Origin of the sequence: Pseudodesulfovibrio mercurii, from assembly GCF_000189295.2 — a bacterium.
GTDB lineage: Bacteria > Desulfobacterota > Desulfovibrionia > Desulfovibrionales > Desulfovibrionaceae > Pseudodesulfovibrio > Pseudodesulfovibrio mercurii.
Genome location: NC_016803.1, coordinates 3422715 through 3436826, shown reverse-complemented (window position 1 = coordinate 3436826; position 14112 = coordinate 3422715). Strand labels below are relative to the sequence as shown.

General features: G+C 66.0%; 14 protein-coding genes. All 14 read left to right on the top strand.

Going from position 1 to position 14112, the window contains the following annotated elements; all coding sequences use genetic code 11:
- Positions 1-71 precede the first annotated feature (71 nt).
- On the top strand, positions 72-1472 hold the full coding sequence (locus tag DND132_RS15525; RefSeq protein ID WP_014323711.1) for a sigma-54 dependent transcriptional regulator: 1401 nt from the start codon (positions 72-74) through the stop codon (positions 1470-1472).
- A 270-nt stretch (positions 1473-1742) separates the two neighbouring features.
- Complete coding sequence (locus DND132_RS15520) at positions 1743-2015, top strand: hypothetical protein (protein ID WP_014323710.1); 273 nt, start codon at positions 1743-1745, stop codon at positions 2013-2015.
- 3 nt (positions 2016-2018) lie between these two features.
- Positions 2019-2369 (top strand): hypothetical protein, encoded by a 351-nt coding sequence (locus DND132_RS15515; RefSeq protein WP_014323709.1) that lies wholly within the window; start codon positions 2019-2021, stop codon positions 2367-2369.
- Positions 2370-2395: 26 nt separating this feature from the next.
- Positions 2396-2959 (top strand): GNAT family N-acetyltransferase, encoded by a 564-nt coding sequence (locus DND132_RS15510; RefSeq protein WP_014323708.1) that lies wholly within the window; start codon positions 2396-2398, stop codon positions 2957-2959.
- A gap of 12 nt (positions 2960-2971) precedes the next feature.
- Positions 2972-3244 (top strand): hypothetical protein, encoded by a 273-nt coding sequence (locus tag DND132_RS15505; RefSeq protein WP_014323707.1) that lies wholly within the window; start codon positions 2972-2974, stop codon positions 3242-3244.
- Between the two features lie 54 nt (positions 3245-3298).
- A complete protein-coding gene (locus tag DND132_RS15500; protein ID WP_014323706.1) occupies positions 3299-3943 on the top strand; it encodes an SET domain-containing protein in 645 nt (214 codons plus the stop codon).
- 89 nt (positions 3944-4032) lie between these two features.
- On the top strand, positions 4033-5109 hold the full coding sequence (locus DND132_RS15495) for an acyltransferase family protein (RefSeq protein WP_014323705.1): 1077 nt from the start codon (positions 4033-4035) through the stop codon (positions 5107-5109).
- A gap of 36 nt (positions 5110-5145) precedes the next feature.
- Positions 5146-6264 (top strand): spermidine/putrescine ABC transporter ATP-binding protein PotA, encoded by a 1119-nt coding sequence (potA, locus tag DND132_RS15490; RefSeq protein ID WP_014323704.1) that lies wholly within the window; start codon positions 5146-5148, stop codon positions 6262-6264.
- The gene (gene potB, locus DND132_RS15485) at positions 6254-7105 is read left to right on the top strand and encodes a spermidine/putrescine ABC transporter permease PotB (RefSeq protein ID WP_014323703.1); all 852 of its coding nucleotides are present in this window, start codon (positions 6254-6256) and stop codon (positions 7103-7105) included. Before potA ends, potB begins: the two co-directional genes overlap by 11 nt.
- Entirely contained in the window at positions 7102-7869 is a 768-nt protein-coding gene (gene potC / locus DND132_RS15480; protein WP_014323702.1) for a spermidine/putrescine ABC transporter permease PotC, read from the top strand. Before potB ends, potC begins: the two co-directional genes overlap by 4 nt.
- A complete protein-coding gene (locus DND132_RS15475) occupies positions 7866-8900 on the top strand; it encodes an extracellular solute-binding protein (protein WP_014323701.1) in 1035 nt (344 codons plus the stop codon). The genes potC and DND132_RS15475 overlap by 4 nt, the downstream gene beginning before the upstream one ends.
- 227 nt (positions 8901-9127) lie before the next feature.
- Positions 9128-9811, top strand: coding sequence for a CerR family C-terminal domain-containing protein (locus DND132_RS17850; protein WP_014323700.1), 684 nt, complete (start codon positions 9128-9130; stop codon positions 9809-9811).
- A complete protein-coding gene (locus DND132_RS15465; protein WP_014323699.1) occupies positions 9808-10899 on the top strand; it encodes an efflux RND transporter periplasmic adaptor subunit in 1092 nt (363 codons plus the stop codon). The genes DND132_RS17850 and DND132_RS15465 overlap by 4 nt, the downstream gene beginning before the upstream one ends.
- A 2-nt stretch (positions 10900-10901) precedes the next feature.
- Positions 10902-14012, top strand: a complete 3111-nt coding sequence (locus DND132_RS15460) for an efflux RND transporter permease subunit (RefSeq protein ID WP_014323698.1) — start codon at positions 10902-10904, stop codon at positions 14010-14012.
- Positions 14013-14112 lie beyond the last annotated feature (100 nt).

The following is a 14112-nucleotide window of genomic DNA, read 5'->3' as shown; positions in this document are numbered from 1 at the left end:
CGCCGCAGGCGCACTTTTGAATTGTCTCGGGGGCGGCATCGAAGTACAAGGTGGCTGGAGACACTATCCGCATGCGCAAAATGCTTGTGATTACCCGCGACGGGAGCCGGTCGGAGGAGATCGGCGGTTTGCTCGGGAAGGACAAACGACTGGGGACGGGGACGGGCGCGGTGGCCGCCAACGAGGCGCCGGACCGCGAGGTGGACACCCTGTTCGTGGACGTGGAATCCCTGCTCGGCAGGCATACCTCCGTGGCCAAGGGGCTGGAGGGGCTGTGGGCCCAGTATCCGTCGGCGGCCATCGTGGTCCTGGCGGACGAGGCCACCACCCACCATGCCGTGGACGCGGTCAAGGCCGGGGCATTCGACTATCTGACGCATCCCATCGAAAAGGAAGAGCTGGACCTGATCGTGGACAAGGTCCGCGAGACCGACGTGCTCAAGTCCGAGCTGGACTACCTGCGCGGCCAGTTCTGGAACGAGGATTCGCTCGAATACGTGGACACCCGGAGCAAGGCCATGCGGGACGTCTTCGTCAAGATCCGCCAGGTTGCCGGGACCCGGACCACGGTCCTGCTCACGGGCGAGACCGGCACGGGCAAGTCGCTCATCGCCAAGCTCATCCACGCGCACAGCAACCGCAAGAGCCAGCCGTTCATCAGCGTGCACTGCGGGGCCATCCCGGACACCCTGGTGGAGAGCGAGCTCTTCGGCCACGAGAAGGGGGCCTTCACCGGCGCGGTCCGACGCAAGCTCGGCAAGTTCGAGCTGGCCCACGGGGGGACCATCTTTCTCGACGAGATCGGCACGGTCTCGCAGTCGGTCCAGGTCAAGCTCCTGAACGTCATCCAGGAGCGCTTCATCCAGCGCGTGGGCGGCGAGTCCGACATCCCGGTGGACGTGCGCATCATTGCGGCCACCAACGAGGACATGCTCGAGCTGTGCGAGCGCGGCAAGTTCCGGCGCGACCTGTTCTACCGGCTGAACGTCTTTCCCATCCGCATCCCTCCCCTGCGCGAGCGGATCGAGGACATCCCCAGGCTGTCCGAGGTCTTCATCCAGCAGTTCAACGGCCTGCTCAACACCGAGGTCAAGGGCATCCATCCCCAGGTCCTGGACCGCCTCCTGGAATACGAGTGGCCGGGCAACGTGCGCGAGCTGGAGAACGTCATCGAGCGGGCCTGCATCCTGGAGACCGGGGAGGTTCTCATGCCCGAGAGCTTCCCCCCGGATCTCCTGGACAACCAGGGCGAGGTGGTCACCTCGCCGGTCAGGACCAGCCTGCCGCTCAAGGAGGCGCGGCGCATCACCGTGGACAAGTTCGAGCGCCAGTACCTGTCGAGCCTTCTCGAACAGTGCGGCGGCGTGATCAAGGACGCGGCCCGGCGCGCGGGCGTGACCACGCGCCAGCTGTCCAAGCTGCTGGGCCGCCACGGCCTGGACAAGATGGACTTCCGCAAGAAGAACTTGTAATTCCGTTTTTGGCCATATCGGAACAAAAAATTCTTTTTCAATTGCAACATGCTGATTATATGATGTTTATTCATGTCACCTCAGCACCCATCAGGCCCGAAAATGAAGGCTATCCCGAACCTGCCGACCGGCATGGCGAAAAACAGGAATATAAAATTCCTGTAATTGTTCTGACGGTGAATGATTTTATCAAAGAATTTCAGATAATTATGGATTTGGCATGCTCCATGCTTTTCCTGCCACTTCAAAACCACCCGGTTGAGAAGAGCGATGCTGCAAGAGGAACAACACCGAAACGACACGGTCACCGTCAGGGGCATGGTCGTCCCGCGCCAGTGGGACGAGCAGTTCCGCGTGACCGAGGTGCTGATCGCCTGCAAGGACGAGCGGGAAATCTTCGTGGAGAACTTCAAGAGCCTCCCGAACCTCCTGTCCCTGTCCAGGACGGAGGCGGTCTTCACCGGCGTCGTCCGCAAGGAACGCGGTGTGGAGTCCATGGTCGTGGAGAGCTTCACCCCCGTGGAAAACAACATCTCAGGATAGCCCATGCGTAAGCAACTGATTCCCTTGCTTCTGGCCGCAGTTCTCTGTCTCGTTCCCGCCCTGTCCGCCCCGGCTTCGGCCGCGGACGAGGCCGTGACCGTCTGGGGACTGGTGGTCAACACCGATTTCGGCCTGGTCCTCAAGGACGGCGACACGGAATACCTGCTTCTCGGCGTGAAGCAGGACCCCTCCACCCTGGAGGGCCGGACTTGCGAGGTCACCGGCACGGCGACGAACTCCCTGGGTATCGAAACCATCAATGTCGATACCATCGAGGTCGTCGGCGACACCTCGTCGATGAATTACACCTCCATGAACCTGCAACGCGGCGGGCGGTCGAAGACCCTCGCCTGACGGGCCTGCACGGCCTCGAGATCACCATGGACACGACAACCAGAGAAGAAGGCGTCCGCGAGGACATGCGCGAGGTCCGCATCTCCTCGGGCATCACGCCCGAAGACGTGGAAACCATCCTGAACATGGCCGCCTCCAGCGGGCTGTTTTCGGCCGACGCCATGCTGTCCGCCGAGGACATGGCCTGGGACTGCGCCTACGGCAACGGAGAGGAGGCCCAGACCTTCCTCCTGGCCAAGGCCGACGACGGGGCCGGAGAGCGAATCATCGGCTTCGTCTGCTACGGCCCGATCATGTACTGGCCCGGCGAATACGAGCTCTACGGCATCACCGTGGACCCCGAGTTCCGCAGGCTGGGCATCGGCTCGGCCCTGGTGGCCGAGATGATCCGCCGGGCGGCGGCGGAAACGGGAAAATCCGTGTTCCTGGAGACCGGCGAGGGGCGCGCCTTCGAGAACGCCCGCCGGTTCTACGAGGCCAACGGCTTCTCGGTGCAGCACCGGTTCTGCAAGCAGTTCATCCCCATGGAGGGCGGACTGGTCTACCGGCTGAACATCGACGAAGACGACGCGGACAACAACTACCAATAGGAGCGGGAGAAAATGGCTACCGACGTATATGAGGATTCCCTGTTCGGACAGATACTCCCCCTGGACTGGGATGATGAGACCGTATCCGGCGTCGTGCTGCTGGTGGACGGCGAGGAGGAGTTCATCGTCGAGCCCGACGAGAACGGCGAGAGCCTGATCGAGTACATCGACAGGTGGGTCACCGCCGAAGGCGTCGTGGTGGAGGACGAGGACCAGCTGCGCATCAAGGTGCGCAGCTACACCCTGGAAGACGAGATCGACTACGACACCGACGAGGACTGGTAATCCGGTTCCGACGACCTCGAGCGTGCTCCCGCCCCGGCGGGAGCGGTGATTCCCATGATGCATCCCATGACCGAAGTGCGCTTCGTCGATCCGACCATCGGGTACGGCGTGATCGCCGCCGGGGACATCCCGCGGGGCACCATCGTCTACGTCCGCGACCCGCTTGAGGCGGCCTACGCCGCCCGCGCGGCCAACCGGCCCGACCGGGTCCGCGACCTCGGCAAGACCGTCTACGCCGACGAGTCCGGCGTGCACGTCGTCAGCCGCGACAACGCGCGCTACGTCAATCACCGCTGCGACGCCAACGTCATGGCCACGGCCTACGGCTTCGAGATCGCGGTGCGGGACATCTGGAAGGGGCAGGAGATCAGCGAGGAATACGGCCTGTTCGACCTGGGCCGGGACATCCCCCTCGACTGCGGCTGCACCCGCTGCCGCAAGGCCCTGCACCCCGACGACCTGGAACGGTACCACGCGGCCTGGGACGGGCTCATCCGGGACGCCCTGTCCCGCGTGGCCGACGTCCACCAGCCCCTCATGGCCTTCATGGACGACGAGACCAGGCACCGGCTGCGCGCCTATCTCTGCGGCGGGGAACCCTACCGCTCCGTGGCCGGACTGCGCCGCCACGGCGCGTCCCTCCCGTCCGCGATCCCTCCCGACAACCTCAGGCCCGTCCCGCTCGGGTTCAACGGCTGAAGGATTGAGGCGCATGGCCGCGGTTAAAACCGCGTACGACACCCCGCCGGACCAAAGCGGTCCGGTTTCCCGCAGAGGGAGGTAACGCCATGGGCTTCATCCGCCTGCTGCTCGCCTTCGCGGTCTTCAACTCGCACTTCACGGCCTTCGACAACCTTCCCATGGTGGACGGCCACGAGGCTGTGCTGACCTTTTTCGCCATCTCCGGCTTCTACATGGCCCTGATCCTGGATCGGACCTACGGCAGCGCCCGCGCCTTCTACCTGAGCCGGTTCCTGACCCTGTACCCCATGTACGTCCTGGCCCTGGTGGTCAGCCTGGGGCTGCTGACCAGCCTGGACGTCCACTCCCTGACCGACCGGGAGACCCTGCGGGCGATCATGACCGACCCCGCCGCCTTCCTGGTCATGGCCTGGACCTCGGCCACCACCGTCGGCCAGGAGCTGCTCTTCTCCCTGGCCCGCCACCCCGAGGGCGGCCTGTACTTCGTGACCAGCAGCCGCGAGGCCCTGTGGTCCGACGCCCCGCTCATCCAGGCCTGGTCCCTGTCCCTGGAGGTGACCTTCTACGCCCTGGCCCCGTTCCTGGTCAGGCTGCGCACCCGGACCCTGCTCGCCCTCATGGGCGCAAGCCTGGCCTGCAAGCTGGCCGTCATGGCCTCGCCGGTGGCCGACGTGGTCCTGTTCAAGCGCTTTTTCCCGCTGGAATTCTGGCTGTTCGCGGGCGGCATCCTGGCCTACCGCGCCCACCGGCGGCTCGACCCGGACCCGCGCTGGTACGACTACGCGCTCTTCCCGGCCCTGGCCGGACTGGCCCTGACGGCCGACCTCGCGGCCGGCCCCCTGCGGCCGTTTCTTTTGCCCGGAGCGGCCCTGCTGACCATGCCCCTTGTCTTTCGCGGCTTCAAACGGTTACGATGGGACCGGTTCGCGGGCAAGGTCAGCTATCCGTTCTACCTGCTCCACTACATCGTCATCGCCCTGTTCGAGACCTACATGGACGACCCCGAGGGGGCCTACGTCCTGGCCGTCGCGCTGGCGGCCGCCGTATTGGTCCACCTCCTGTTCAACCCGGGCATCGAGTGCCTGAAAACGAAACTGCGTCGCCGCCACGCGCTTCCCGTCCCGGCGGACACGGCTGTGCTCCAGCCCGTGGTCCTGCCCTGACAACGCCCGCCGCGACTTCATCCTTCGAGGAGCTACATGACACAACCTGTCGTCGCCCTGTCCGGCGTCACCAAGACCTTTGACGGGGAGACCGCCGTCGAAAACATCTCCCTGTCCATCGAGGACGGGGAGTTCGTCACCCTGCTCGGCCCGTCCGGGTGCGGCAAGACCACCATCCTGCGCATCCTCGGCGGGTTCGAGGAGTGCGACGGCGGGCGGGTGGAGCTGGACGGCCGCTCCATGGCGGGCGTGCCCCCGGAGTCGCGGGCCGTGAACACCGTGTTCCAGAGCTACGCCCTGTTCCCGCACATGAATGTCTTCGACAACGTGGCCTTCGGCCTGCGCATCGCTGGCCAGGCCGAGACCGAGGTCCGCCGCACCGTGGACGAGGCCCTCAAGCTCGTCCGTCTGGAAGCCATGGGCAAACGCATGCCCTCGGAGCTGTCCGGCGGCCAGCAGCAGCGCGTGGCCATCGCCCGGGCCATCGTCAACAAGCCCCGGGTCCTGCTCCTGGACGAGCCCCTGTCCGCCCTGGACTACCGGCTGCGCAAGCAGATGCAGAAGGAACTCAAGCTGTTGCAGCGCACCCTGGACATCGCCTTCGTCCTCGTCACCCACGACCAGGAGGAGGCCTTCTCCATGTCCGACCGGGTGGTGGTCATGAACGACGGGCGCATCGAGCAGGTGGGCACCCCGCGCGAGATCTACGAGGAACCGGCCAACCTGTACGTGGCCCGCTTCGTGGGCGAGATCAACGTCCTGGACGGGACCATCACCGGCCGCCGGGCCGAGAGCTACACCGCCGAGGTCGAGGGCGCGTCCGTGCTGGTCAAGGCCCGGCGCGAGTTCGCCGAGGGCGACCGCGTGCACGTGCTCCTGCGGCCCGAGGACTTCCGCGTGGAGGTCATGAAGGACCTGGAGGAGTCCCCGGACCTGGCCGACAAGTTCGCCAAGGCCCTGCTCAAGGGCACGGTGGACGGCACCTGCTACCGGGGGGCCACCTACGACGTGGACATCACCCTGGACGACGGCAAGCGCATCCTGGTCACCGAGTTCTTCGACGAGGACAGCGAGAGCCTCTACTTCCACGCCGGGGACCGGGTGGCCGTGGGCTGGTTCGAGGGCTGGGAGGTGGTCCTGCCCCATGAAGGATAACCTGTTCAAGCGGCTGGTCGTCACCGGCGTGCTCGGCTGGATGGTCCTGTTCGGGGCCGTGCCCACCCTCATGCTCCTGGCGGTCAGCTTCCTCAAGCGCCACCCGGACGACCTCATCGAGCCGGTCCTGTCCTTCGCCAGCTACCGCGAGCTGCTCCAGCCCGCCCTGGGGTCCATGCTGGCCGAGTCCATGGTCATGGCCGCCACAGCCACCCTGCTCTGCCTGGCCATCGGCTACCCCTTCGCCTACATCGTGGCCCGGGCGGGCAAAAAGTACACCAAGACCCTGCTCCTGCTGGTCATGATCCCCTTCTGGACCAACACGCTCATCCGCACCTACGCCCTGGTGGCCGTGCTCAAGGCCGACGGCGTGGTCAACAAGTTCCTGCTCTTCCTCGGGGTCATCGACGCGCCGCTCAAGCTCATGTACACGCCCACGGCGGTCTTCATCGGCCTGGTCTACACCCTGCTGCCGTTCATGATCCTGCCGCTCTACGCGGCCATCGAGAAGCTGGACCTGAAGCTCCTGGAGGCCTCGCGCGATCTCGGGGCCAGCCGCTTCTCGACCTTCCGCAAGATCACCGTGCCCCTGACCATGCCCGGCATCGTCTCGGGCTGCATGCTCGTCTTCCTGCCCGCGCTGGGCATGTTCTACATCCCGGACATCCTGGGCGGAGCGCGGACCATGCTGCTCGGCAACTACATCCGCGACCAGTTCCTGGCGGCCCGCAACATCCCGCTCGGGGCCGCGGCCTCCATCGCCATGACCGTCATCATGGGGCTGATGCTCGCCCTGTACTACAAGAGCGTGCGCCGGGCCGGAAGGAAGGTGCGCATATGAACATATGGGTCAAGCGGGTCTACGCGGCCCTGGTCTACGTCTTTCTCTACCTGCCGCTGGTCGTCATCGCGGTCTACTCCTTCAACGCCTCCAAGTACTCCCTGGCCTGGAAGGGGTTCACCCTGCGCTGGTACGGCGAGCTGATCCAGGGCACCACCCTGATTGACGCGGCCCTGCGCTCCGTGACCATCGCCGTGGTCTCGTCCACGGTCTCCTGCGTCATCGGCACCCTGGCCGCCTTCATGCTCCACCAGTACCGCTTCAAGGGCCGCCGCGCGGTCTTCGCCGGGGTCTTCGTCATGATGATGTCGCCGGACATCGTCATCGGCATCTCCCTGCTGGTCCTCTTCCTCGGCATCGGCCTGTCGCTCGGCTTCTGGACCCTGCTCATGGGCCACGTGACCCTGTGCGTGCCGTTCGTCACGGCCACGGTCTACGCCCGGTTCAAGGGGTTCGACCCCACCGTGGTCGAGGCCGCCCGCGACCTCGGGGCCGCCGAGTACCAGGTCTTCCGGCGCATCGTCCTGCCCATGGCCGCGCCCGGCCTCATCGCCGGGTGGCTCCTGAGCTTCACCCTGTCGCTGGACGACGTCATCGTCTCCTTCTTCACCACGGGGCCGACCTACGAGGTCCTGCCCCTGCGGATATATTCCATGGTCCGTCTCGGCATAAAGCCGGACGTCAACGCGCTCAGCGTGGTGATGATCATTATAACCGTGGCCGCCGTCCTCCTGTCGCGGCGGCTGCTCAAGGAGAAGTCATGAAAAAGCTACTGCTCGCAATCGTCCTGACCCTCGCCTTCGCGGTCCCGGCCCTTGCCGGCAGCGGGGAGCTGTACCTGTACATCTGGTCCGAATACATCCCGGACGAGGTGGTCGAGAACTTCACCAGGGAAACCGGCATCAAGGTGCACATCTCCACCTACGACAGCAACGAGGCCATGTACGCCAAGATCAAGCTGGCCGGGGAAGGCTACGACCTCATCGTGCCCTCGTCCGACTACGTGGGCCTCATGCGCCGCCAGGACATGCTCCTGCCGCTGGACAAGTCCAAGCTGACCAACTTCCCCAACCTCTCCGCCAAGTTCACGGACCAGCCCTTCGACCCGGACAACACCTTCTCCGTGCCCTACATGTGGGGCTCCACGGCCATCGCCGTGAACACCGGCACCCTGGGCGAGAGCGCCGTGACCTCCTACGCCGACCTCTGGAAGCCGGAGATGAAGGACCGTCTGCTCCTGCCCAACGACCCGCGCGAGGTCTTCGCCATCGCCCTGAAGAGCCTGGGCTACTCCCTGAACGACACCGACCCCGCCCACCTCAAGCAGGCCTACGAGAAGCTCAAGGGCCTCATGCCCTACGTCCGCGTCTTCGACTCCGACTCGCCCAAGCAGGCCCTGCTCTCCGGCGAGGTCGCCGTGGGCGTGATCTGGAACGGCGAGGCCTACGTGGCCAACCAGGAGAACCCCGAGATCAAGTACGTCTACCCCAAGGAGGGCTTCTCCCTGTGGATGGACTCCCTGTGCATCCCCAAGGGGGCCAAGAACCTGGATGAGGCGCACACCTTCCTGAACTACCTGCTGCGCCCGGACGTGGCCGCCGCCATCTCCACCGAGATGGGCTACTCCACCCCCAACGAGGTGGCCTCCGAGTTCCTGCCCGCCGAGGTGCGCGACAACCCCATCGTCTACCCCGACGCAACCACCGCCTCCCGCGGCGAGTTCCAGGACGACATCGGCGAGGCCATGAAGACCTACGAGGACTACTGGGTCAAGCTCAAGGGCTCCAACGAGTAACCCCGCCCCCCTCATCACCGCCTCCCCAAGGGCCGGACCCCGCGTCCGGCCCTTTCTTTTGCGTGTGCCTAATTAGGGGGACAGTATACCTAACTCCACCTCTTCGGGTCGCAATAATTAGGTATACTGTCCCCCTCATTATATCTTAAACGAACGTTTGACAAAGAGTTGAGGGCGGGCGTATACAGGCACTCTTTCCACCCTGAAGACCATCCCCGGAGGCAGGCATGAGCAGCAAAGGACGCAAGTCCCTCAGACAGGCCCAGGGCGAGGAGACGCGCGCCACGCTGCTCCGGACCGGCGCGCGGCTGTTCGCCCAGAACGGCTACAACGGCGTGTCCATGCGCACCCTGGCCGCCGAGGCCGGGGTCAACCTGGCCACCGTGAGCTACCATTTCGGCGGCAAGTCCGGGCTCTACGAGGCCATCATCCGGGAGATCGTCATCGTCCGCGATCAGATCTTCCCGCCCCTTGAGGAGGTCGAGGCCAGGCTGGCCGACGCCGACGCCACCCCCGAGGCCAGGGGCGAGGTCGTGGACTGGTTCATGGGCACCATCATGGACGGGCTCCTGGGCCCCACCGACTACGTCTGGGGCACGGTCATCATCTCCCGCGAGCTGGTCCACCCCACCGAGCTCTATCCCAAGCTGGAGGCGGCCTTCTTCAATCCCAACCTGGACGCCCTGGCCGCCCTGGTCCGGGGGACCGCCGCCCATTGCCTGGGCGAGACCGACGCGATCATCACCGGCCACCTGATCATCAACACCGTCATCAAGCTCCTCGAAGGCCAGTTCCTGCTCTGCAAGCGGCTGGGCTGGGCGTCCTACGAGGGACACATCGAGGCCATCGAAGCCATCGTCAAGACCCGCATCCGGGGGCTCCTCGGCCTCCCCATGGAGAACATGCAATGAACCGCCTCCTCCCCCTCGCCGCCGTGCTCTGCCTGACCCTGCTCGCCGCCTGCGGCCGCAAGCCCGAGCCCGTGCCCGAGCCCGTCCGCCCGGTCAGGACCACCCGCGCCGTGCGCACCGACAGCAGCAAGCTGTGGTCCTTCGCGGGCACGGCCGAGGACGCCCTGGCCACCCGGCTCTCCTTCCGCGTGGGCGGCAAGATCGTCGAATTTCCCGGCAACCAGATCGGCCGCAAGTTCGCCGTGGGCGGAATCATCGCCCGCCTGGACCCGTCCGACTACGAGCTGGAGCTCCGGCAGGCCAGGGCCAACATGGAGCAGGTCCGGGCCAACTACGTCCGTGCCAAGGCGGACCTCGAACGCAACACCCGCCTGTACGAGGGCCGGGTCATCTCGCGCGGCGAACTGGACCAGGTGGAGGCGGACTTCAAGTCCTACGAGGCCCAGCTCAGCGCCTCGGCCAAGCAGCTCGACATCGCCGGCAAGCGGCTGGGCTACACCACCCTGCGCGCGCCCTTCGAGGGCTGGATCGGTGAGGTCGAGGCCGACGTGCACCAGAACGTCAGCGCGGGCCAGGCCGTCGCCACCTACAACGCGGGCCGCCAGATGAAGATGTACATCTCCGTGCCCGACACCCTCATCGCCCAGGTCGGGGAGGGGGACGAGGTGGCCGTGGCCTTCGACGCCCTGCCGGGCCGGACCATGCGGGGCAAGGTGGAGGAGATCGGCGTGGAGTCCGGCACGGGCTCCACCTACCCGGTCAAGGTCTACCTGGACAACGCGGACCGCATGGTGCGCAGCGGCATGTCCGGCCACGTCAACTTCACCGGCCTGGGCCACGCCAAGGCCGCCTTCTACCTGCCCCCGGCGGCCGTGGTCGGCGAGCCCGACGGCTCCCACGCCGTCTGGGTGGTGAACCCCGAAACCTCCACCGTGACCCGGCGCGACGTCAGCGTGGGCCAGCTCACCCCGGTCGGAGTCGAGATCGAGGGCGGCATCGAGGACGGCGACATCATCGTCATCCGGGGCGTGCACAGCCTTGAGGAGGGCCGCAAGGTCCGCCTGCTCAAGGCCGCGTCGGAGGGCTGACCATGAACCTGGCCAAGTGGTGCATCACCAACAACCGCACCTCCCTCGTCATCTTTCTGCTCATCGCCGTCAGCGGCGTGATGACCTTCTTCTCCATCCCCAAGGGCGAGGACCCGGACTTCACCATCCGCGTCGGGATCATCTCCACGGTCTTTCCCGGGGCCTCGCCCCAGCGGGTGGAGGAACTGGTCACCGACAAGCTCGAGGAGAAGATCCGCGAGATCGACGGGGTCAAGACCGTGGAATCCCAGTCCATGTCAGGCCTGTCCATCATCAAGGTGGAGTTCGAGGACTCCATCAAGGACATGCAGCCCTACTGGCAGAAGCTGCGCAACAAGGTGGACGACGCCGCACCGGACCTGCCCGAGGAGGCCCAGACCCCGGTGGTCAACGACGAGTTCGGCGACGTCTACGGCATCGTCATCGCCCTGACCGGCGACGGCTTCTCCTACCGCGAACTCAAGGACGCGGCCGACGACATGCGCGACGAACTGCTCAAGCTCAAGGGCGTGGGCAAGGTCGAGCGCTGGGGCGTGCAGGACGAACGCATCTTCGTGGACTTCACCAACTCGCGCATGGCCGCCGCCGGGGTCAGCCCCTTTGTCCTGGCCCAGATGATCGACAGCCAGAACACCCTCCAGCCCAGCGGTTCGAGCATGGTCGGTCCCGAGCGCATCGTCATCGAGCCCACCGGCGAATTCAAGGGCGTGGAGGACATCTACTCCCTGTCCATCCGCCCGCCGGGCAAGAAGACCTCGGTCCGCCTGGCCGACGTGGCCGACATCTCGCGCGGCTTCTCGGACCCGCCGTCCACCATGGCCCGGTACAACGGCAAGCCGTGCCTCATCCTGGCCGTGTCCATGGCCGAGGGGGGCAACATCACCGAGCTGGGCGACCGCATCGCCCAGCGCCTGGACCAGCTCAAGGCGAACATGTTCGTGGGCCTGGACACCAACCTGGTCGTGTTCCAGCCCGACTACGTCCGCAAGGCCATCAACGACTTCATGGTCAACCTGCTGGAGTCCTTCGCCTTCGTCGTCGTCATCATCCTGCTCTTCGCCGGGCTGCGCACGGGCGTCATCGCCGGGTCCCTGGTGCCCATGGCCATGCTCGGCTGCATCGCGCTCATGCCCTACTTCGACGTGGGGCTGCAACGCATCTCCATCGCCTCGCTGATCATCTCGCTGGGCATCCTCGTGGACAACGGCGTGGTCGTGTCCGAGGCCATCCTGGTCCGCCTGGCCGCGGGCGAGGATCGCCTCAAGGCCGCCACGGGCGCCGTGGCCGAGCTGTGGATGCCGCTTTTGGCCGCGTCGCTGACGACCATCTTCGCCTTCCTGCCCATCCCCCTGGCCACCACCCACCCGGTGGGCGAGTTCTGCTCCTCCCTGTTCGTGGTCGTCACCCTGACCCTGGCCTGCTCCTGGGGGCTGTCCATGTCCATGGTCCCCATGATGTGCTACTACCTGCTCAGGCCCAAGCTGACCGTCCAGACCTTCACGAGCCGGATCTACCGCTTCTACCGCGCCCTGCTCCTGTGGTCCCTGCGCCACCGCACCGTGTTCGTGGCCGGCATCGTCCTGTGCTGCGTGGTCGCGGGCTGGGCCTTCCAGTTCCTGCCCAAGATGTTCTTCCCGCCCAACGAGCGGGCCCAGTTCACCATCGACTTCTGGCAGCCCTACGGCACGGACATCACCGCCACCGAGCGCCGCGTGGAGCGGTTGGAAAAGGTCCTCATGGGCGACGCCGACGTGACCGGCGTGGGCGTGTTCGTGGGCCACGGCGGCCCGCGCTGGTACCTGCCCCTGAACCTCGAACAGAAGAACGACAACCTGGCCACCTTCGTGGTCAACACCGCCTCCATCGAGTCTGTGGATCAGGTCATCAAGCGCACCCGGCGGACCCTGGAGGACAACTTCCCCGACGCGGACTACAGCCTGAACAAGCTCATGAACGGCCCGCCCGTGGGGGCCAAGCTCCAGATCCGCCTGTCCGGGACGGACATCGAGACCCTCTACACCCTGCGCGACGAGATCGTGCCCCTCGTCGAGCAACAGGCGGGCATCACCCGCGTCTGGGACGACTGGGGCCAGTGGACCAAGAAGATGATCGTCCAGGTGGACCAGGACAAGGCCCGCGAGGCCGGGCTGTCCAGCTTCGACGTGGCCGTGTCCCTCCAGACCGCCATGTCCGGACTGCCCGCCTCCAACTACCGCGAGGGCGACACCATCATCCCCATCCTGCTGCGCAACGACGAGGGCTTCCGCAACCACCTGGACAAGCTCGACAGCCTCAACGTCTACTCCTACGACACCGGCATCAGCGTGCCCCTGTCCCAGGTGGCCACCACCCGCCTGGACTGGCAGCCCTCGGACATCCGCCGCCGCGACCAGGGCCGGACCATGACCATCAAGGCCGACGTGGCCGACGGCTACTACGCCCAGTCCATCCTGGCCAAGGTCCGCCCGGCCGTGCAGCAGCTCATGGGCAAGGCCGACTGGCCGCTGGGCTACAACGTCGAGTACGGCGGCGAGTTCGAGGAGAGCGCCGAGGCCCAGGCCGCCATCAACGCGAACATGCCCCTGGCCATGGGACTGCTCGTGCTGGTGCTCATCTTCCAGTTCAACTCCGTCCGGCGGCCCCTGATCATCCTGCTGACCCTGCCGCCCATGATCATCGGCATCTCCACCGGCATGCTGGCCACCAACTCGCCCTTCGGGTTCATGGCCATGCTCGGCATGATCTCCCTGCTCGGCATCATCGTGAACAACGCGATCATGCTCATCGACCGCATCGAGATCCAGCGCGGGCGCGGCCTGGACCTGGCCGACGCCATCGTGCTCTCGTCCATGGAGCGAGCCCGGCCGATCATCATGACCGCCACCACGACCATCATCGGCATGGTCCCGCTCTCCCTCCAGGGCGGCGAGATGTGGCGGCCCATGGCCAACCTGATCATGTCCGGCCTGACCGTGGCCACGGTCCTGACCCTGGTCCTCTGCCCGGTCCTCTACTCCCTCTTCTTCCGCCAGGGATTCAAGGGCTACCGCTGGGACCCGGCGGTCATCGAACGGGGCAGCGACCTCAAGGCCGACAACCTCCCCGCGGAATAACCCGCACGACAAGGGGCCGCCGGAGACATGCTCCGGCGGCCCCTTTTTCGCGAAAGGTCCGCAATCCGCCCCGGACGGCCGCGCCCCGCCGATCCGGCCC

Coding starts and splice junctions, on each gene's coding strand:
- DND132_RS15515 (WP_014323709.1), top strand. CDS start 2,019: ATGCGTAAGCAACTGATTCCCTTGCTTCTGGCCGCAGTTCTCTGTCTC.
- DND132_RS15495 (WP_014323705.1), top strand. CDS start 4,033: ATGGGCTTCATCCGCCTGCTGCTCGCCTTCGCGGTCTTCAACTCGCAC.
- DND132_RS15510 (WP_014323708.1), top strand. CDS start 2,396: ATGGACACGACAACCAGAGAAGAAGGCGTCCGCGAGGACATGCGCGAG.
- potC (WP_014323702.1), top strand. CDS start 7,102: ATGAACATATGGGTCAAGCGGGTCTACGCGGCCCTGGTCTACGTCTTT.
- potA (WP_014323704.1), top strand. CDS start 5,146: ATGACACAACCTGTCGTCGCCCTGTCCGGCGTCACCAAGACCTTTGAC.
- DND132_RS15500 (WP_014323706.1), top strand. CDS start 3,299: ATGATGCATCCCATGACCGAAGTGCGCTTCGTCGATCCGACCATCGGG.
- DND132_RS15505 (WP_014323707.1), top strand. CDS start 2,972: ATGGCTACCGACGTATATGAGGATTCCCTGTTCGGACAGATACTCCCC.
- DND132_RS15475 (WP_014323701.1), top strand. CDS start 7,866: ATGAAAAAGCTACTGCTCGCAATCGTCCTGACCCTCGCCTTCGCGGTC.
- DND132_RS17850 (WP_014323700.1), top strand. CDS start 9,128: ATGAGCAGCAAAGGACGCAAGTCCCTCAGACAGGCCCAGGGCGAGGAG.
- DND132_RS15465 (WP_014323699.1), top strand. CDS start 9,808: ATGAACCGCCTCCTCCCCCTCGCCGCCGTGCTCTGCCTGACCCTGCTC.
- DND132_RS15460 (WP_014323698.1), top strand. CDS start 10,902: ATGAACCTGGCCAAGTGGTGCATCACCAACAACCGCACCTCCCTCGTC.
- potB (WP_014323703.1), top strand. CDS start 6,254: ATGAAGGATAACCTGTTCAAGCGGCTGGTCGTCACCGGCGTGCTCGGC.
- DND132_RS15520 (WP_014323710.1), top strand. CDS start 1,743: ATGCTGCAAGAGGAACAACACCGAAACGACACGGTCACCGTCAGGGGC.
- DND132_RS15525 (WP_014323711.1), top strand. CDS start 72: ATGCGCAAAATGCTTGTGATTACCCGCGACGGGAGCCGGTCGGAGGAG.